This is a genomic window from Janthinobacterium sp. 75, from assembly GCF_004365495.1.
Taxonomy (GTDB): Bacteria; Pseudomonadota; Gammaproteobacteria; order Burkholderiales; family Burkholderiaceae_D; genus Janthinobacterium.
The window spans coordinates 4,544,494-4,562,946 of record NZ_SORD01000001.1; the positions used below are offsets into that span (position 1 = coordinate 4,544,494).

15 protein-coding genes are annotated in these 18,453 nt (G+C 62.0%); 3 read left to right on the top strand and 12 right to left on the bottom strand.

The genetic code is table 11. From position 1 onward, the window contains the following. Positions 1-5: 5 nt before the first annotated feature. The 4 genes from C8C89_RS20635 to C8C89_RS20650 all read right to left on the bottom strand — a co-directional run bounded on the left by C8C89_RS20635 (position 6) and on the right by C8C89_RS20650 (position 4,727). Positions 6-875, bottom strand: coding sequence for a carbohydrate ABC transporter permease (locus tag C8C89_RS20635; RefSeq protein ID WP_101480770.1), 870 nt, complete (start codon positions 873-875; stop codon positions 6-8). After that, a complete protein-coding gene (locus C8C89_RS20640; protein ID WP_010397323.1) occupies positions 872-1,756 on the bottom strand; it encodes a sugar ABC transporter permease in 885 nt (294 codons plus the stop codon). Before C8C89_RS20640 ends, C8C89_RS20635 begins: the two co-directional genes overlap by 4 nt. 115 nt (positions 1,757-1,871) lie before the next feature. Further along, complete coding sequence (locus C8C89_RS20645; protein WP_035817882.1) at positions 1,872-3,125, bottom strand: ABC transporter substrate-binding protein; 1,254 nt, start codon at positions 3,123-3,125, stop codon at positions 1,872-1,874. A gap of 315 nt (positions 3,126-3,440) precedes the next feature. Then, on the bottom strand, positions 3,441-4,727 hold the full coding sequence (locus tag C8C89_RS20650; protein ID WP_101480769.1) for a carbohydrate porin: 1,287 nt from the start codon (positions 4,725-4,727) through the stop codon (positions 3,441-3,443). A 345-nt stretch (positions 4,728-5,072) separates the two neighbouring features. Between C8C89_RS20650 and C8C89_RS20655 the strand changes: the two genes are divergently transcribed. Both C8C89_RS20655 and C8C89_RS20660 read left to right on the top strand, forming a co-directional pair. Next, complete coding sequence (locus C8C89_RS20655) at positions 5,073-6,986, top strand: glucokinase (protein WP_133992244.1); 1,914 nt, start codon at positions 5,073-5,075, stop codon at positions 6,984-6,986. After that, positions 6,970-8,058, top strand: coding sequence for a LacI family DNA-binding transcriptional regulator (locus C8C89_RS20660; RefSeq protein ID WP_133992246.1), 1,089 nt, complete (start codon positions 6,970-6,972; stop codon positions 8,056-8,058). The genes C8C89_RS20655 and C8C89_RS20660 overlap by 17 nt, the downstream gene beginning before the upstream one ends. Before the next feature lie 51 nt (positions 8,059-8,109). Here the strand turns inward: C8C89_RS20660 and C8C89_RS20665 are convergent, their stop codons facing one another. The 5 genes from C8C89_RS20665 to C8C89_RS20685 all read right to left on the bottom strand — a co-directional run bounded on the left by C8C89_RS20665 (position 8,110) and on the right by C8C89_RS20685 (position 14,016). After that, positions 8,110-9,750, bottom strand: a complete 1,641-nt coding sequence (locus C8C89_RS20665) for a sensor domain-containing diguanylate cyclase (protein ID WP_166674812.1) — start codon at positions 9,748-9,750, stop codon at positions 8,110-8,112. A 231-nt stretch (positions 9,751-9,981) separates the two neighbouring features. Beyond that, a complete protein-coding gene (locus C8C89_RS20670) occupies positions 9,982-10,902 on the bottom strand; it encodes a carbohydrate kinase (RefSeq protein WP_133992250.1) in 921 nt (306 codons plus the stop codon). Next, the gene (locus C8C89_RS20675) at positions 10,899-12,113 is read right to left on the bottom strand and encodes an AGE family epimerase/isomerase (protein WP_101480764.1); all 1,215 of its coding nucleotides are present in this window, start codon (positions 12,111-12,113) and stop codon (positions 10,899-10,901) included. Before C8C89_RS20675 ends, C8C89_RS20670 begins: the two co-directional genes overlap by 4 nt. 68 nt (positions 12,114-12,181) lie before the next feature. Then, positions 12,182-13,183, bottom strand: a complete 1,002-nt coding sequence (locus tag C8C89_RS20680; RefSeq protein ID WP_133992252.1) for a tetratricopeptide repeat protein — start codon at positions 13,181-13,183, stop codon at positions 12,182-12,184. Next, a complete protein-coding gene (locus C8C89_RS20685; RefSeq protein WP_166674813.1) occupies positions 13,180-14,016 on the bottom strand; it encodes a tetratricopeptide repeat protein in 837 nt (278 codons plus the stop codon). Before C8C89_RS20685 ends, C8C89_RS20680 begins: the two co-directional genes overlap by 4 nt. A 136-nt stretch (positions 14,017-14,152) precedes the next feature. Here C8C89_RS20685 and C8C89_RS20690 point away from each other — a divergent pair, with 136 nt between their 5' ends. Then, entirely contained in the window at positions 14,153-14,545 is a 393-nt protein-coding gene (locus C8C89_RS20690) for a DUF1090 family protein (RefSeq protein WP_101480761.1), read from the top strand. On the opposite strand, the gene mmsB is transcribed toward C8C89_RS20690, so the two are convergent. The 3 genes from mmsB to C8C89_RS20705 all read right to left on the bottom strand — a co-directional run bounded on the left by mmsB (position 14,542) and on the right by C8C89_RS20705 (position 18,332). Next, on the bottom strand, positions 14,542-15,447 hold the full coding sequence (gene mmsB / locus C8C89_RS20695; RefSeq protein WP_133992256.1) for a 3-hydroxyisobutyrate dehydrogenase: 906 nt from the start codon (positions 15,445-15,447) through the stop codon (positions 14,542-14,544). The two genes, C8C89_RS20690 and mmsB, sit on opposite strands and share 4 nt — an antisense overlap. 9 nt (positions 15,448-15,456) lie before the next feature. Continuing rightward, positions 15,457-16,971 (bottom strand): CoA-acylating methylmalonate-semialdehyde dehydrogenase, encoded by a 1,515-nt coding sequence (locus C8C89_RS20700; RefSeq protein ID WP_101480759.1) that lies wholly within the window; start codon positions 16,969-16,971, stop codon positions 15,457-15,459. A gap of 143 nt (positions 16,972-17,114) precedes the next feature. Beyond that, positions 17,115-18,332: an ABC transporter substrate-binding protein gene (locus C8C89_RS20705; protein WP_101480758.1), complete on the bottom strand. Its 1,218-nt coding sequence runs from the start codon at positions 18,330-18,332 to the stop codon at positions 17,115-17,117. Positions 18,333-18,453: the final 121 nt, after the last annotated feature.

The following is an 18,453-nucleotide window of genomic DNA, read 5'->3' on the forward strand; positions in this document are numbered from 1 at the left end:
TTTCCTTAACCTTTGACTGCGCCTGCGGTCAGACCGCGCACAAAATAACGGCCTGCGACCAGATAGACCAGCAGGGTCGGCAGCGCGGCAATCACCGCGGCGGCCATGTTGACGTTGTATTCCTTCACGCCCGTGGACGTGTTGACCAGGTTGTTCAAGCCCACAGTGATCGGCTGCGAATCGCCGCTGGCGAAAACGATACCGAACAGGAAGTCGTTCCAGATCTGCGTGAACTGCCAGATGATGCAGACGACGAAAATCGGACCCGAAATCGGCAGCACGATCTTGCGGAAGATCAGGAAGAAGCCGGCGCCGTCGATGCGCGCTGCCTTGATCAGTTCTTCCGGTACGCCGATATAGTAGTTACGGAAGAACAGGGTCGTGAAGGCCGTGCCGTACACCACATGCACGAAAACGAGGCCCGTGGTGGTATTGGCCAGGCCAAATTCACCCAGCAGGCGCGCCATCGGCAGGATCACCACCTGGAACGGAATGAAGCAGCCCACCAGCAAGGCGGCAAACAGGATTTCCGAACCACGGAAGCGCCAGTGCGCGAACACATAGCCATTGAAGGCGCCCAGGAAGGTCGAAATCAGCACGGCGGGAATCACCATCTTGATCGAGTTCCAGAAGAACGGCTGCATGCCGTCGCAGGTGACGCCCGTGCAGGCCGAAGACCAGGCCTTGGACCAGGACTCGAACTGCCACACGTGCGGCAAGGCCAGCAGGTTGCCGCTGCGGATCTCGTCGAGCGACTTGAACGACGTCGACAGGGTCACGTACAGGGGCACGATGTAGTACACCGCAAACAGAATCAGCAGCAGGTATACAACCACCCGTCCGAGGGTGAGGCGATTATTACGTGTAGGTGTCATCTCATCGCCTTTGCGCTGCGCGTTTCCAGGTACATCAGCGGCACGAGCACGGCCACGATGGTGGCCAGCATCATCATTGCCGATGCCGAGCCCAGGCCCAGCTGGCCGCGGGTGAAGGAAAACTGGTACATGAAGATGGCCGGCACGGACGACGAATTGCCAGGTCCGCCGGCGGTCAAAGCGATGACCAGGTCGAAGCTCTTGATGGCGATATGCGCGAGGATCAGCAGCACGCTGAAGAACACGGGACGCATGGCGGGAATCACGATGCGCCAGTAGATCGTCGGCAAGGACGCGCCATCGACTTGCGCCGCCTTGATGATTTCATCATCGATGCCGCGCAGGCCGGCCAGGAAGAGGGCCATGACAAAGCCCGACGATTGCCATACGCCGGCGATCACCACCGTGTAGATGGCCATGTCGGAGTTCACCAGCCAGTCGAAGGTAAACGACGTCCAGCCCCAGTCGTGCATGACTTTTTCCAGGCCCAGGCTGGGATTGAGCATCCATTTCCAGGCCGTGCCGGTGACGATGAAGGACAGCGCCATCGGATACAGGTAGATGGCGCGCAGCGCGCCTTCGGCGCGAATTTTCTGGTCCAGCAGGATCGCCAGGAACAGGCCGATGGCGATGCTGCAACCGATGAACAGGACACCAAAGATACCGAGGTTCTTGAGCGAGGTCCACCAGCGCTCATTGTCGAACAGCTCGACGTATTGCACCAGGCCGGCGAACTCGTAGTTCGGCATCAGCCGCGATTCGGTCAGCGACAGCCAACCGGTCAAAAAGATAAAACCATAGACAAATACCAAGCTGGCGATGAGCGTGGGGCCCAGCACCATCTGCGGTATCCATCGGTCGAATTGCTTGCGTATGGACATAGGACAGCCGTAGAAGTAAAACTGCGTGTGGCGCCGGCCTGGACGAACGCCAGGGCGGGCGCCTGCGATGCATGCGATACTGCGGGCGCCGGCGGGAGTGCCGGCGCCGGCGTGATTACTTCACTTTTGCCGCTTTGGCCAAAGCTGCAACCGCGTCTTTCGAGCTCATGTTGGTATTCATGAACTTGGCGATGACGTCGGTCACGGCGCCTTGGGTGGCCGATGGCAGCGCCATGCCGTGGGCGAACGATGGCACCAGGCCGCCGGTCTTGTTGGTGGCATCCATGTCTTCCATCGATTTCAGGGCGCAAGCGTCAAACTTGTCCTTGGAAACGCCGGAACGCACGGGGATGGAACCCTTGTTCAGGTTGAAGATCGACTGGAACTTCGGATTCATGATGGCGTTGGCCAGGGCGATCTGCCCTTTCTTCGCATTCGCATCCTTTTGCGTGAACATGGCAAACGAATCGATGTTGAAGGTATAGGCCTTGTCCGTGCCAGGCGCTGCCACGCACAGGTAATCCTTGCCCGGCACCTTGCCGGCAGCCGTAAACTCGCCCTTGGCCCAGTCACCCATGAACTGGAAGCCGGCCTTGTTGTTGATGACCATGGCAGTGGCCAGGTTCCAGTCGCGGCCGGCCGCATCCTTGTCGATGTAGGTCTTCACCTTGCCCAGGGTGTCGAACACCTTGAGCATGGTCGGGCCGGTCAATTCCTTCTGGTCCAGCTTGAGGATGGCCTTCTTGTAGAATTCGGTGCCGCCCACGCCCAGCGCGACGGATTCAAACACGGTGGCGTCCTGCCATGGCTGGCCGCCGTGGGCAATCGCGATGCCGCCCGATTTCTTGATTTTCTCGGCCGCGTCGAAGAACGCATCCCAGGTCGTCGGGGTGGTGGCCACGCCGGCCTTTTTCAGCACTTCCGGATTCACCCACATCCAGTTGACGCGGTGAACGTTGACAGGGGCGGCAACGTAATGGCCCTTGTATTTCATGATGTCGGCGACAACTTTCGGCAGCACGGCATCCCATTTGCCTGGAATGGCTGCATCATCGATATTGGCCAGCACGCCTTCCGCGCCCCATTCCTGGATCGATGGTCCCTTGATCTGAGCGGCCGTTGGCGGGTTGCCGGAAATGACGCGGGTTTTCAGCGCGGTCGCGGCGTTTTCGCCAGCGCCACCAGCCACGGCGAAGTCTTTCCAGCCAAAGCCGCTTTCCTTCACGATTTGCTGCAACTGGCCCACGGACTTCGCTTCGCCGCCGGAGGTCCAGTAGTGCAACACTTCCACGTCGGTTGCAAAAGCGCTGCCGGCAAATGCCAGGGTGGTCAGTGCGGCCAGTTGGGTAATCTTGAATTTCAGTTTCATCTCCACATTCCTTTTTTGATCAAGCTTTTAGGGGGCTTCGGCATACGGTGGCCGAAAAAGGTGATAGTGCGCCTGTACCGGCGCTCTTGTGCTCAGACCCGCTTGCAAACGGGCATCATCATCAGTGAAAAGACGGCGCCGTGATCCATGACATGCTTACATTGTATTTATATCACGGGGCGGCGCCAAAAACACATCCGCGAAGGATGCGCCAGGTTGATCTGCACTTACAAACATCAACGCTGAACAAAACCGTCGCGCGCGGCACTCATGTGTGGCCGAAAAGCGCGCCGCGCAACAGGTTTGGTTCGGTGTTTAGAACCAGGTTTCTACCTGGAAGCCATACGACGTGCCGCTGGTATTGTTGTTATAGATCGGGCCGCCGTTGTTCGATGCGTTGACCGACGCGGTGGCCGCATCGTTCCATTTGCCGTAGGTGACGAAAGCGCGCAGTTCAGGACGCGACCACAGGCCAGGGCCGGCGGAAATCGTCGGTGCGATGGTCAGCTTGGTCAAACGCTTGGCTGGCAGGCCGCCCGCTTGCGTTACGCGGTCCGTGCCCAGTTCGCCCACCAGCTTGAAGTTGTCGGTGAACGCGTACACGGGACGCACGCCAACCGAGGTCCAGGTCGAGGAACCGGTGGCATTCGACTCGTCTTTTTGCCACAGGGCGACGAATTCCATGCCGAAGTTGGCCATCGGCTGGATCGCCATGTCATTGAAGATGCGCGTGCGTTTCACGTCCGAACCGAAATTGGTGTCGCCCGAAGCGCCGAACTGCGCGCCCTTGCCGGTGCCAGGACCGACGCCGTATTGCACGCCGAAGGTATTGCCGCCGCCAAATACTTTACCTTGACGGTGGAATGCCGACAACTGCCAGCCATTGTGTTTCTGGCCAAAAGCGTCGTTGTCCTTGCCTTCACCGATGATGTAGGTCGCAGCCAGGTCCAGCGTGCCGTTTTCATTGACGGGAATTTCGCCGAAAATGAAGTTCTGGCGCACGGCAGACTTGGTGCTCACGACGCCGGTCGGCGACACGGTATTGATATCGTTGTCCTTGAAGAAGGCATACGAGAATTTACCCGGGCCTGCAGGAATGCGGTCCAGGCCGGCGCCTGTGCCGTTCATGTTGATGTATTGCAGATCCAGCATGTGGATGTCAGGACGGTAGTAGAAGCGCTTACCGATCCAGGCCGTGCCGCCGTTCAGGAAATCGAGTCCCTGCGCTTCGACATAGGCCTTGACGATGCCCAGCTTGTTGTCGCCGAAATCGGAATTTGGCGCGTAGGCATTGACCCAGATGGTGGCCAGGTAGTTCACGCCGCCGGACTTGGCGACGGACTTGGTGTAGCCGAATTCCGTGTAGGCGTCGCACTCATTGCCCAGACGGTATTTCATGGTATTGCCACCCAGGCCGAAGCAGCCTTGCGAACCGCCGTCGCCCGATGTATTGCTGCCGGCGCCAGCGCGCAGGTAGCCATGGAAGCCTTCGGAATCACTTGGGTACATTGGGTCGGCGGCAGCGGAACCGCTGGCGATGGCTAAGACGATGGCAGCTGGCAGCGTTTTCAACACGGCCTTCAACATGGTGCTATGCAGCATGGTAAGTCTCCTCAGTAGTTATTTTTTATCTAGTCATTCGTGGCCGAATGTACTGGCCAGAATTCTTTCCAGCAGGGACATAGTAACTATACTACGAACAAATATCAACATATTATGTTGTAATCCTACGACTACTCTGCGACACTTTATTTGCGTACTGATGTGCGGCTTGACTGCCCTGTTTTTTCCACTGCCGCCCACCTATCTGGCACAGTGGACAGGCATTTGCGCAGGCACCCTGCATTTTTCGGCACGCGGCACGTATACGAATTAAAATCCTTGGTTTTTGCCCATAACGATAGTGCGCCGCCACGACCGCGCACGCAGACGAGACAAAGCACCGCCATGAAAATTGATGAAAAAATGGAAGTAGCAGGCAGCGATCCGGCGGAGCGTTTCAGTGAAGGGCCACGCCTGCTGGCCGACATCGGCGGCACCAATGCCCGCTTCGTGCTCGAAACCCGCCAGGGCCACCTGGAAGCGGTAGCCGTGCTGCCCTGCGACGACTATGCTTCGCTGCTCGACGCCATCACCGCCTATATGGATAGCAGCGAGGCGCGCGCCGCCGGTTCGGCACGCGTGCGCCATGCGGCCATTGCCATCGCCAATCCCATCGACGACGACAATATCCGCATGATGAACCATCACTGGTTCTTCTCGATCGAGGCCATGCGCGCCGCGCTGGGCCTCGATACTTTGCTGGTGGTGAATGACTTCACGGCGCTGGCCATGGCCCTGCCCTATCTGCGGCCCGACCAGCGCCTGCAGATCGGTGGCGGCATGGCGCGCGCCGACAGCGTCATCGGCCTGCTCGGTTCGGGCACGGGCCTGGGCGTATCGGGCATGATTCCGGCCGAAGACCGCTGGATCGCGCTGGGCAGCGAAGGCGGCCACGTCAGCTTCGCGCCCTGCGACCAGCGCGAGATGGACGTGCTGTCCTTCGCCTGGCGCGAGCTGTCGCACGTCTCGGCCGAGCGTCTCGCCTCCGGGCGCGGGCTGGAACTGATCTACCGCGCCCTGTCAGAGCGCGCCGGCAAGCCCGATGCCCTACCGCTGCTGGCAGCCGACATCACCAGCCGTGCCCTGAACAATGAATGCGACGTCTGCATCGAAGCGGTGGACTGCTTTTGCGCCATCCTTGGCTCCATCGCCGGCAACGTGGCCATGACCCTCGGTGCGCTGGGCGGTATCTATATCGGCGGCGGCATCGTGCCGCGCCTGGGGCCCCTGTTCGAACAGTCGCAGTTCCGTGCCCGCTTCGAGCAAAAGGGCCGCCTGAACGAATACCTGGCGCAGATCCCCACTTTCTTGATCACAGCCGAACTGCCGACCTTTCTGGGCATCGCCGCCATCCTGGCGCAAAAGCTCAAGCGCGCCCATTCCGGCGCACCCGTGCTTGAATCCGTACGCCAGGCGCGCGGGCGCATGAGCCCCTCGGAATGCAAGGTGGCCGACTGGGTGCTGAAGGAGCCAAACGCCATGCTGACCCTGCCGATCGCCGAGATCGCCCAAAGGGTCGGCGTCAGCCAGCCGACCGTGATGCGATTTTGCCGCTCGATCGGCGTGCAGGGCCTGGCCGACTTCAAATTGAAGCTCGCTTCCGGCCTGACGGGCGGCGCCATCACGGTGGCCCACTGCCATGTGGAGATTTCGGACTCCGACGCCGAACTGGCGCGCAAGGTGCTGGGCAATAACGCCTCGGCCGCGCTGGCACTGCGCGACATGCTCGACGTGAAGGCGCTGACGGCTGCCATCGAACTGTTGCGCGGCGCGCAGCGCGTGGAATTGCTGGCCGTGGGCAGCGCCCGCGTGGTGGCCGATGACATGCAGCAGAAGCTGCTCAACCTGGGCATCATCAGCAGCTTCTTTGCCGATCCGCAGGCGCAGGAAATGAGCGCCGCCATGCTCAAGCCCGGCGACGTGGCGCTGGTCATTTCCCGCTCGGGCGCCCTGCCCGAGCTGCTGCGCACCGTCAAGGTGGCGCAGGGCTGCGGCGCGCGCGTGCTGGCCATTACCGCCAGCGGTTCGCCGCTGGCCAAGCTGGCCGACGTGCTGCTGACCCTGAACCACCCGGAGGGCAACCTCAATTTCGTGCCCATGATCGTGCGGCTGCTGCAGCTGATGATGCTCGATATCCTGTCGGTGGGACTGGCGCGGCGCGACACGGCGCAGCGCACCAGCGCCGCCGAACTGGAAGAGGGACAATTGCACGGCATGCGCATCAGCGGCAAGCTGAAATTCGGTGGCCACCTCGAATAAGGCGGCGCACGCCGCCCCCGATACCGCCAGCGGCGCGACCGTGCATGACGTGGCGCGCGTGGCAGGCGTGTCGGCCATGACGGTATCGCGCGTCATCAACGGACGCGCCAGCGTCAGCACGGCCACGCGGGACAAGGTCGAGGCGGCGATCGCCAGCCTGCACTATCAACCCAACCTGGCGGCCAGGGCGGCCCGCACAGGCACCCTGCGCATCGGCTTGCTATACAGCAACCCAAGCGCCGCCTTCCTCAGTGAATTCCTGGTCGGCGCCATGGATCAATGCCGTCAGGGCGGCGGCCAGCTGCTGCTCGAGCGCTGCGAAGACCTGGACAGCCAGCGCGCCGGCATCGCCTGCCTGGTGGCGGCCGGCGTGGATGGCATCCTGGTGCCGCCGCCCCTGTGCGATTCGCCCGCAGTGCTGGCGCAGCTGAATCAGATGGGTATCCCCGCCATCGCCGTTGCCACGGCGCGCCCCTCGCCCGATGTGTCGGCCGTGCGCATCGACGACTACGAAGGCGCGCTGGCCATGACGCGCCATCTGCTCGCGCTGGGCCACCGCGACATCGGCTTCATCGAAGGCGATCCGGCGCATACGCCCGCCCTGCTACGCCGCCAGGCCTTCGAGGACGCCATGCGGGAAGCGGGCTTGCAGGTGCCGCCGCACAGGGTGGCGCAAGGTTACTTTACCTATCGTTCGGGTCTCGACGCGGCACGCCAGTTGCTGGCGCAACAACCGTACCCCAGCGCCATCTTCGCCAGCAACGATGACATGGCCGCCGCCACCCTGGCCGTGGCGCACGGCATGGGCTTGCAGGTACCGGCGCAATTGAGCGTGTGCGGCTTCGACGACACACCCGTCGCCAGCACCGTCTGGCCCGAGCTGACCACCATCCACCAGCCCATTGCCGATATGGCGCGCGCCGCCGTCAATCTCGTCATCGAAGAGATACGCCAGCGCCGCGCGGGGGAAACCGTGCCGGCCACGCATCGATTGATGGAATTTACCCTGGTAGAGCGGGCATCGTCGGGTAGATTTGCGCCGCCGGCGGAAAAAGGCCAGCGCAGGCCTTGACGCTGCCAGAACAGGCGATGCCAGTCACTCGCCTTGCCGGCGCACCCGGCCCTACAGCGCCTCGGTCAAGGCGAGGCTGCCGACCGAAGTGATGGCATAACCGTTGCGGCCAGCGCTTTTTGCCTTGTAGAGCGCCGTATCGGCCGCCGTCAATAAAGCCTCTTCCGTCGTATCGCCCCGGGCGCAGAACGCCAGGCCGACACTGGTGGCGACATGCAGACCGATACCGCTGCAATCAAAGCGCACAACCATCTCTTGCACGATTTTCTTGCCCAGTATCGCGAGTTCGGACTGATCCGTTAGTTGTTCAAAAATGATCACAAACTCATCGCCTGCAAGGCGTGCCACCGTGTCCGAGGCCCGGATGCAAGCTTTGAGCCGTTTGGCAAATTCAATCAATACCAGGTCGCCGATGCCATGCCCATATGTGTCATTTATTGATTTAAAATAATCGATATCCAGATAAGCCAGCGCCAGGCCCATACCAGCGCGCCGGGCACGCGTCAATGCCGCAGCCAGCGCCTCGTCAAACATGCGCCTGTTGTGCAGGCCGGTCAGCATGTCAGTGCGCGCCAAAGCAGCGAGGTTGCTCTCCGCAGCCTCCCTCTGCAGCGACAGCGCATAGAATGCACGGCTCAGCTTTCCGAATTCGTCTTTGCGGGCGATATCAAAAACCTCAATATCGGCATTGCCTGAGCGTATGTTCGCCACATGTCGGCCCAGATCGCCCAAGGGGCGCAAGAGCAGCAGCACCGCGAACCAGCCGGCACAACTGGCCAGCAAGGCGACGCCTGACGAAGCAATGATGACTTTGGCATAAATATCGGTGATCGGCGTGAATGCCTCGCTTTCAGGGTAGACGGCGCCGATGATCCAATCTGCCGCGCGCAAATGCTTGTACGTGATAATTGCCTGCACGCCCAGCTTGGTTTTACCCTGCATCCAGCCGTCGAATCCACGCAATGCAGCCACGGTGGAAGGCGTCGCCCCACCCTTTTCCTCACTCACCCGCTTCAGGACGCGCGCCGGGTCAGGATGGTGGAGGATCGTGCCGTCGTGGGTCAACATGAACAGATAGCCGCTCTTCCCCGGCTTGAGCTGCTCCCACTGGCCGAAAAATGTGGGGCTTTGCAAATTGATACCGGCAGCGATGATATACCGCAATTGACCGGCTTCGTCATAGATCGGTTCGGTTACCAGCACGATGGGCTTGCCCGACAGCATGCTCCTGAATGGACGCGATATCACGCCCTCCCTGAATTTGACGGTATCGATAAAGTAGTCACGCGTGGCGAAATTGAGCTTGCCGACCACGCTCCGGTCATTCATGCTGGCAATCAATTTTCCCGTAGCATCAAAGGCGACGAGATTGAAAAATTCCTCGCGCAGGCTTGGATGATTTTCAATAAATGCCTGCATGCGCTGCGGATGTTCAACCACGTCCGCGGGTAGCCCTTCCGCCAGCACCCTGAGCAGTGCTTTCTTCGCATTCAAATCGTCGTCGATATATGCGGCCGCGCTGGCCAGCAAGGCATATTGCTGATTGCCGATGACGGATGCCATCTGCCCTTGCGCGACAGAGAGCGATGTGAGCGCAACAGAACCCGTCGCGCACAGCACCAGCACGCCCACAAGCACAGCCATCTTGAATTTAAAGCTCCTGGGATTGAAAAATTTCCGGACCTTATGCATGCGGACTTCCTTCTCAGCGCCCATGCTCTGTAAAGCGCACAGATCCGGCCAGGTAGCGCCATGCATGGCACTGGGAGGAACGGCATATTTTTCAGCCCATGACTTGCAGCCTGTCCCCGCAGATGAATGCACTCCAGGGACAGGCTCTTGACATGGCAAGAAAGCAAATCTTACGCCTTTTATTGCAAGAAGGGCGCACTGGCGCTGCTGAATACACACACCATGCCCACATCATCCCAATATAGTGCGCTCCAGCAAGGATTCCACCAATTGCACGGAGGGCGGCGAGCCGCCAGCGGCCAGGCAGGCGCCCGCACCGGCCGCGACGGCGAAGCGCAAGTGCTGGCCACCATCGGCATCGGGCCGGTACATCAGGCTATACAGCAAGCCGCCGATGCTGGCGTCGCCCGCCCCCACCGAGTCGACCACCTCGATGACGGGCGGCGCCGCCTGCCATGTCTGTTCGCCCTGGTACAGGGCGGCGCCCTGCGCGCCACGCGTATACAGATACGTGGCTTGCGGATTCCAGCCGCGCAGCACGGCAAACGCGCCATCGATATCATCGTGGCGAAACAGGCCCGCCAGGTCTTCGTCCGACACTTTGACGACGTCAGCCAGTTCCACCATGCGGCGCAGGGTGGCGTCGTAGCGCTCATCCATCATGACGCGGAAATTCGGGTCATAGCTGATTTTCACGCCAGCCGCCTTGAGTTCCTGCGCCAGCGCCACCAGCTTGCCCGCCAGCGGTTCGCGCGCCAGGCTGATGCCGCCAAAATGCACCCATTGCGCCCCCTGCATCCAGCCGGCCGGCAAGAGCGCCGCGTCGAAATGCAGGTCGGCGCTGTCGTCGCCGATGAAGTAATACGTGGGTGGATGCAGTTCGTGCACGATGGCCAGCAGCGGCGACTTCGCACGGCGCTGCAAGAAGCGCATGTCCAGGCCCGACGCTTTGGTGGCCGCTGCCAGCGCATCGCCGAAGACGTCGAGGCTGACGGCGCCGGCAAAGGCACTGGGCACGCCCAGGCGCGCCATCACGCGCGCCACGTTCCAGGTCGAGCCGCCCACCTGGCTGCTCCAGGTATCCGCGCCCGTGCGCAGCATATCCGTCAGCGCTTCGCCGGCTGAAACAAAAGGAGGGAAAGTGGCGTTCATGCGGCACCACCAATCACGTTCAGCACTTCATGGCAGGCGCCCATGGTGTGGTAATCGACCTTGCCGGCCGGGCTTTTCTCGTCGCTGATCTTGCGATTTTCCGGAGTCAAAATGCGGTACCAGGCGCCGTGTTCATGGTCGACAAAATGCGTCCAGCTGTAGTCCCAGATCTTGTCGTAGCTGCGCCAGTAGGCGTCGTCGCCCGTGCGCGCGGCCAGCACGGCGGCGGCCGCAAAGCTTTCCGCCTGCACCCAGAAGTATTTGTCGCCATCGCAGATTTCATCGTGCGGGCCGAAGCCGTAGTGGATGCCGCCATGCACGCCATCCCAGGCCTTGGCCAGCGCCGTGTCGTACAGGGCGCGCGCGCGCGGCAGCAGCCAGTCGGACGGGCCAGCCATGAACTTGGCGTGGCGCTCCATGATCAGCAGCAGCTTGGCCCATTCCGTGAAGTGGCCGGGCTGGTAGCCCCAAGGGCGGAAGATATTGCTCTTGTCGTGCAGGTTGTAGTCCCAGTCGATCGACCAGTCGGACTTGTAGTGCTCCCAGATCATGCCATTGGCCAGGCCGGCCTGGCGCACGGTGATATTGTGTGCCAGGGTTTCGGCGCGATGCAGGTAGCGCGCTTCGCCCGTCGCCTCGAACGCGGCCAGCATGGCTTCGCAGGCGTGCATATTGGCGTTCTGGCCCCGGTAGCCGTCCAGGGTGGCCCAGTCGGCGCTGGCCACGTCCGCATACAGGCCGTGTTCGGGCAGCCAGAAGCGCTGCTCCATCAGTTCGAACGTCTCGTCCAGATACGCGCGTGCTTCCTGCATACCCGCTTGCAAGGCGTGCGCATACGCGAGCAGCACGAAGGCCAGGCCGTAGCAGTGGTTGGCGCCGTCTTCCACCGTCTTGCCGCCGTCTTGCCATTTCAGTTGCCAAGCATAGCCGCCCGTGACCGGATCGCGGTGCACGTCGCGCAAAAAGGCCACGCCGTGGCGCAGGGCCGCCTGGTAATCGTCGTCGCCGAAACGGCGGTAAGCCATGGCGTAATTGAAGATGAAGCGCGTACTGCTGACCAGGTGGCGCGTGCTGGCGTCATACACCGTGCCGTCATCGCGGAAGAAGTGATAAAAGCCGCCGCTCGCATCGATGGCGCGCGGGTGATAAAAGTGCATTGTGTGCAGGATATGCTTTTCGAGCATTTCCCTGGAGCGGAAATCGGGATTCATGAATGTCTCTTCATATTGTTATCGATAACAATGATGATAGCATGCCGCCCCCACTCCGTCATGCCCAGTCAGGGGGTCTTGGCCAGTCTGAGCTTTTCACGCCACAGCGCCGCCTGCGCGGGATCGGCCAGCTGTCCCAGTTCACCCTTAGCGTACACCTGGACCAGCCGTTCCATGGCTTCCACATCGCCCTGCTTCGCGGCCAGCAGGTACAGCGTGAACGGCGCTGGCGCCGGCCCCTGCCGGGTGGGTCCGCCACGGCCCTGCTCCAGCAGGCGCGCGAAGCCCGTCTGGCCCGGTGGACTTTTCGCGATGGCAGCCATTTCGTACCAGCCCAAAGCCGCCTCGTCGCTCTGCGGCACGCCCTGCCCCACTTCGTACGAGTAGGCCACATTGTTCAAGCCGGGCGGGTCGAGCACCTTGGCCGCCTGCATGTACCAGCCAAATGCTTCCTTGCGTTGCGCGTCATCGTGCGCCGTCATCATCAGCCGGTAGCCGATTTCATTGTAGGCGGGGATGAAGCCCTTTTCGGCGTAAAACTTCAGCCAGTGCAGCGCGTGCGCCTGTTCTTCCACGCTGCTGCGGATGTTTTCGAAGTGCATGGCCAGCGTGAAATTGGCCAGCTCCACGCCTTGCGCTGCACCCTTGCGCGACCAGTATTCGCCCAGCTTGCGGTCGATTGCCATGCCCTGGCCCAGCGTGTACGCCACGCCCAGGAAAGCCTGCGCCGGACCATAACCGCCTTCCGCCGATTTCTGCATCCACGCCAGACCCAGGTCGCGGTCGCGCGGCGTGCCCTCGCCTTCGTGCAGCAGTTGCGCCAGGTCCAGCTGGGCGACCGTGTCGCCCCCTTCGGCAGCGATACGCGCCTTCTCGAAGGCGGCGACCTTGTCCGGCGACAGGTCGGCTGGGCGGTTGATCACGGCCTGCACGCGCGCACGCATGTCATCGAGGCCGGACATATCGAATTCGGCCAGCGCCGGATGCTGGCGCGGTGCTTTGGTGGATGCCTGCTGCGCCAGCACGGGCTGCGCCAGCGTCAGGCTCAAGATGAACAGGATAGTCTTCATTTCTTTTCCTTCTCAGCCAGCTTGCCGCGCCATTCGGCGGCCTCTTCGGTATTCGCCTGTTGTCCCAGTTCGCCTTTGACATACACGTCAATCATGCGCCGCATGGCGGGCAGGTCGCCGCTCCATCCGGCCCGTTCATACCAGATCAGCGCCCACTTGTCCGACTGTTTCACACCCAGGCCCAGCTCGTGCGCGCGGGCCAGGTTGCGCATGCCCGCCGGATCCGTTTCACGCGCCGACTTGTCATACCAGGCGAAGGCCTCGCTGCGCTGTTCATCGTCCGTGGCCACCCGCATCAGGCGCTCGCCCAGCGCATTGTAGGCAGGAACAAAGTGCTGCTCTGCCGCCGCCTTCAGCCAGATGATGGCCAGCGCCTGTTCTTCGGCACTGCTGCCGCCGTCGATGAACTCCAGCGCCAGAATCGTTTGCGCCAGTACGTCGCCTTGCGCCACGCCCTTGCGCAGCCAGTACTCGCCCTGCACGCGGTCGATGGGCACCTTGCCGCCTACGGTATAGGCCAGTCCCATGTCTCCTTGTGCCGGCGCATAGCCGCCTTCGGCCGACTTGCGCAGCCAGGCCATCGACTGCGCCGTGCTTTGCGGCGCACCGACGCCCAGCTGTAGCTTGCGTGCCAGTTCCAGCTGCGCCACCACATCGCCCGCTTCGGCAGCACGCCGTGTCTCGGCAAATGCGGCGATATTGGCCGGGTCCCTGGCCGGCGCATCGGCACGCGCTTCGATGGCCAGCAACTGCAGGTCGAGCAAAGTGGGGGAAGTTTGCGCCAGGACTGCCAGCGGCAGCAACAGCGCCAGCGGAATCAAATTCTTGTGCATGCGGGGGAGTCGGGAGGAAGAAAATACGCATGGTAGCCGATGCCCCGCACGGGAGGCGCGCACTGCACGGGAAGTTTGACAGGGTACGCCGGCAGGCTTACATTGCATCAACTAAACCAACCTCCCCAGGAACGCCATGAATCGCCTATCGAAAACCGCCTTGACCTTGCTCGTCGCCCTCGCCGCCAGCGCCACTGCCAGCGCCGCCGACACCCAACTGACGGGCTGCGCCGCCAAGCGCGAAAGCATCCGCAGCGAATTGCGCCAGGCGCAGGAACAGGGCTTGTCCGACAAGGTCGCGGGCCTCACGCGCGCGCTCGACGAAGTCAACGCCCACTGCCGCGACAACATGCTGGTCGAACGTCACAACAAGAAGGTGCTGAAGGCGCAGGCGAAGGTGAACCAGACGGAGCGTTCGCTGCGCCTGGCCCAGGAAGCGAACAAACAGCCGAAAAAGATCGCCAAGCTGGAAGGCAAGCTGGAAAAAGCCAGGGCGGATCTGGCCGCCCTGCAGGCACAACAGCCTTAAGCTTTCTCCCCCAGCAGTTGATAAATGCTGGAAAAATCCAGCGCGCCCGCTCCCGCCTTGCTGTGCACACTATATAAATTGCGCGACAAGGCGCCCAGCGGCACGCTCGCACCGCTGGCCAGCGCGCTTTCCACGGCCAGGCCCAGGTCTTTCAGCATCAGGTCGACGCCAAAGCCGCCCGTGTAGCCACGCGACGCGGGCACGTTCTCCGCCACGCCGGGGCACGGGTTGTACACTTCCAGGGTCCAGTTGCGGCCCGAGCTTTTCGCCATCACGTCCGACACCACCTTCGGGTCCAGGCCATTGGCCACGCCCAGGCGTATCGCTTCGCTGGTGCCGATCATGAGTATGCCCAACAGCATGTTGTTGCAGATCTTGACCGTCTGGCCGCAACCCGAGCCGCCCGCGTGGAAAATCGCCTTGCCCATGATCTCCAGGTAGGGTCGCGCCGCCGCCAGCGCGGACTCTTCGCCGCCCACCATGAAGGTCAGGGTGCCGTTGGTGGCGCCCGCCGTGCCGCCCGAGACGGGCGCATCCAGCATGGGCATGCCCTTCTCCCGCGCAGCGCGGCCCACCTGGCGCGCCGCTTCGGTGGAGATCGTCGAGCAGTCGATCAGCAGGGTGCCGGGCCGCGCCTGCGCCAGGATGCCAGTCCCACCCAAAGGGTTACCCAAATAAGCACCCAGCACGTGGCGGCTGGCAGGCAACATGGTAATGACGATGTCGGCCGCCTGGATCGCCGCCGCCTGGTCATCGGACACCAGGCCGCCGCCATTGGCAAACTGCCGTACGCTGGCCGGCAGCAAGTCAAAGCCCGTGACCGCATGGCCGGCGCGCACCAGGTTCTGCGCCATGGGCAGCCCCATGTTGCCGAGGCCGATAAAAACGATGTTTGCGCTCATCACCGCCCCTTATTTCATCGAAATGGTGGTATTGACGCCGCTGCCGCCGTCGTCCGGGGCGAACCAGCGCGCCGTGACGGTCTTGGTCTGCGTCCAGAAGTACAAGGCTTGCTTGCCGTTCGGGCCCAGGTCGCCCAGTTTCGACGCGCGCGACCCCGTAAAACTGAAATAGGCGACAGGGACGGGTATGGCAACGTTGATACCCACCTGCCCCACGTCGATCTCGTTCTGGAATTTGCGCCCTGCCCAGCCGGACGAGGTGAAGATCGAGGTGCCGTTGCCGTTCGGGTTCGCGTTGATGAAGGCGATGGCCTGGTCCAGGGTTTCCGTCTCGACGACGCACATGGCGGGGCCGAAGATTTCCTGCGTGTAGACGGAATTCGATGCTGCCACCTTCGAGAAAATCGTCGGCCCCATGAAGTTGCCGCCCTCGTAGCCGGCCACCTTGAGGCCACGGCCGTCCAGCAGCAATTCCGCGCCTTCGTCCACGCCCGCCTGTATCAGCTTTTCGGCGCGCTGCATGGCCGCTTTCGAGACCATCGGCCCCAGGTCCGCCGTGCGGTCGCTGCCCGGCCCCACTTTCAACGCTTGCGAGCGGGCGACGATTTCCGGCAGCCAGGAACGCGCCTCGCCCACCAGCACCACCACGGAATTGGCCATGCAGCGCTGGCCGGCCGCGCCGAAGGCGGCGCCGATCAGGTTATTGATCGCCTGTTCCTTGTTAGCGTCGGCCAGCACCACGCAATGGTTTTTCGCCCCCATCATCGATTGCGCGCGCTTGCCAGATTCGCTGGCGCGGCGGTACACATGCGTGCCCACGTGGGTGGAGCCGATGAAGGACACGGCCTTGATGTCGGGATGGTCGCACAGCATGTTGACGACGTCGGCACCGCCATGCACGACGTTCAGCACGCCGGCCGGCAAGCCCGCCTGGTACATCAGTTCGACCAGGTACATGGTCGACGACGGATCCTGCTCCGACGGTTTCAGGACAAAAGTATTGCCGCAGGCGATAGCGATGGGGAACATGAAGCACGGCAGCATGACGGGGAAGTTGAAGGCCGTGATGCCGGCACCCACGCCCAGCGGCTGGTAGATATTGTAGACATCGACGCCGGTGGCCGCGTTTTCAGCAATTTCTCCCAGCTGCAGGGTGGCGATCGAGCACGCGTGCTCCACCACTTCCAGGCCGCGCATGACTTCCCCTTCCGCGTCGGGCAGGGTCTTGCCGTGCTCACGCGTGATCAGTGCGGCCAGAGTGCCGATATTTTCGCGGATCAGGTGCTGGTACTTGAGCATGATGCGCATGCGCGCGGCCAGCGGGGTATGCCGCCACGTCTTGAATGCTTCCTTGGCCGTGGCGACGGCCAGCTTGACTTCGTCCGGCGTGGAAAACGGCACCTTGGCGACGATTTCCTGCGTGGCCGGGTTGACGACGTCGCGCCACTCGGTGCTGATTGAAGCGTGGTGCTTGCCGCCGATATGCAGGGGGATGCTTGGGACTTGGGTGAGTGCTTGGTTCATGGTTTGCTCCGGGTGTGCGATATTCATAGGGTGCGGCTGAGCAAATGAGTACTGGGGTCAGACCCGCCGGGGGAATTTCCCCCAGTGGGGGAAATTCCGATTCCGAAGGAACTGACCCCGGCCCTCTGCTGCTCAGCCGAAAATTATTTCTTGACCAGGTTGCACGCGGCCGCATCCATAGGCTTGAAGGCCTGGTCGGCGGGGATGGTAGACAGCACCTTCAGGTAATCCCACGCGCCTTTCGATTCGGCCGGGGTTTTCACCTGCACCAGATACATGTCGTGGATGACGCGGCCATCGGGACGGATGGAGGCGTTGTTCATGACGGCATCCTTGATGGGCAGTTCGCGCATTTTCTGGGCGACGATCTTCGAGTCGTCACTCTTGGCGGCCGCCACCGATTTCAGGTAGTGGTAGACGCTGGAATACACGCCCGCCTGCACCATGGTTGGCTTGGCGCCCTTGTTGAGCGCCTCGAAACGCTTGGCGAAGGCGCGGCTGCGGTCATCAAAATCCCAGTAAAAACCGTCCGCGTAGACCAGGCCCTGGGCCGTTTCCAGCCCCAGCGCGTGCACGTCGGAGAGGAATACGAGCAAGGCGGCCAGCCGTTGGTCCTTGCCGCTGCCGATGCGGAATTCGCGCGCCTGCTTGATGGCGGATACCGTGTCGGCGCCGCCATTGGCCAGGCCGATCACCTGCGCTTTCGAGCCTTGCGCCTGCACCAGGAAGGACGAGAAATCGGACGCGTTGAGCGGATGACGCACGGCACCCAGCACCGTGCCGCCATTGCGCTTGACGACTTCGCTGGCATCCTTTTCCAGCGAATGGCCGAACGCATAATCGACGGTGACGAAATACCACGATTTCTGCCCTAATTTAGTCAGTGCCGCCGCCGTGCCGGCCGCCTGCGAATAGGTATCGAACATCCAGTGGAAGCCGTTCGGCGAGCAATCCTCGTTCGTCAGGCGCCCGGTGGCAGGGCCGCTGAACATGGCGATGCCGCCCTTCTCTTTCATCAGCTTTTGCACGGACAGGGCCACCGAGGAGTTGGTGAGATCGGCGATGGCGTCGACCTTGTCGCGGTCTATCCATTCGCGCGCCTTGGAGGCGGCGATGTCCGCCTTGTTCAAGTGGTCGGCCGAGAGGATTTCGATCTTCATGCCCTTGCATTCGGCTTTCAGGCAATCTTCGACGGCCATCTGGCTGGCGACGACGGAGCCGCGCCCGCCCATGGCCGAATACGGGCCGGACATGTCGGTCAGGATGCCGACCTTGACGACGCCATCGGAAATCTGCGCCTGCGCGCCGCCAAAGGAAAGGGAAAGCGCCAGCGCGCCCATGGCCAGTACGGTTTTTTTCATGCGTGTCTCCAGGTGGATGGGTTTTCTTATATGTTTAGATGCATTCTGCATGTGTAAAAATATGCACTCAAGTGAAATTAATGCATAATTCCTTTGCAAAAATGCACAGAGAGGGATTGCC

Coding starts and splice junctions, on each gene's coding strand:
- C8C89_RS20690 (WP_101480761.1), top strand. CDS start 14,153: ATGAATCGCCTATCGAAAACCGCCTTGACCTTGCTCGTCGCCCTCGCC.
- C8C89_RS20650 (WP_101480769.1), bottom strand. CDS start 4,727: ATGCTGCATAGCACCATGTTGAAGGCCGTGTTGAAAACGCTGCCAGCT.
- C8C89_RS20700 (WP_101480759.1), bottom strand. CDS start 16,971: ATGAACCAAGCACTCACCCAAGTCCCAAGCATCCCCCTGCATATCGGC.
- C8C89_RS20640 (WP_010397323.1), bottom strand. CDS start 1,756: ATGTCCATACGCAAGCAATTCGACCGATGGATACCGCAGATGGTGCTG.
- mmsB (WP_133992256.1), bottom strand. CDS start 15,447: ATGAGCGCAAACATCGTTTTTATCGGCCTCGGCAACATGGGGCTGCCC.
- C8C89_RS20675 (WP_101480764.1), bottom strand. CDS start 12,113: ATGAATCCCGATTTCCGCTCCAGGGAAATGCTCGAAAAGCATATCCTG.
- C8C89_RS20680 (WP_133992252.1), bottom strand. CDS start 13,183: ATGAAGACTATCCTGTTCATCTTGAGCCTGACGCTGGCGCAGCCCGTG.
- C8C89_RS20705 (WP_101480758.1), bottom strand. CDS start 18,332: ATGAAAAAAACCGTACTGGCCATGGGCGCGCTGGCGCTTTCCCTTTCC.
- C8C89_RS20655 (WP_133992244.1), top strand. CDS start 5,073: ATGAAAATTGATGAAAAAATGGAAGTAGCAGGCAGCGATCCGGCGGAG.
- C8C89_RS20635 (WP_101480770.1), bottom strand. CDS start 875: ATGACACCTACACGTAATAATCGCCTCACCCTCGGACGGGTGGTTGTA.
- C8C89_RS20665 (WP_166674812.1), bottom strand. CDS start 9,750: ATGCATAAGGTCCGGAAATTTTTCAATCCCAGGAGCTTTAAATTCAAG.
- C8C89_RS20670 (WP_133992250.1), bottom strand. CDS start 10,902: ATGAACGCCACTTTCCCTCCTTTTGTTTCAGCCGGCGAAGCGCTGACG.
- C8C89_RS20645 (WP_035817882.1), bottom strand. CDS start 3,125: ATGAAACTGAAATTCAAGATTACCCAACTGGCCGCACTGACCACCCTG.
- C8C89_RS20685 (WP_166674813.1), bottom strand. CDS start 14,016: ATGCACAAGAATTTGATTCCGCTGGCGCTGTTGCTGCCGCTGGCAGTC.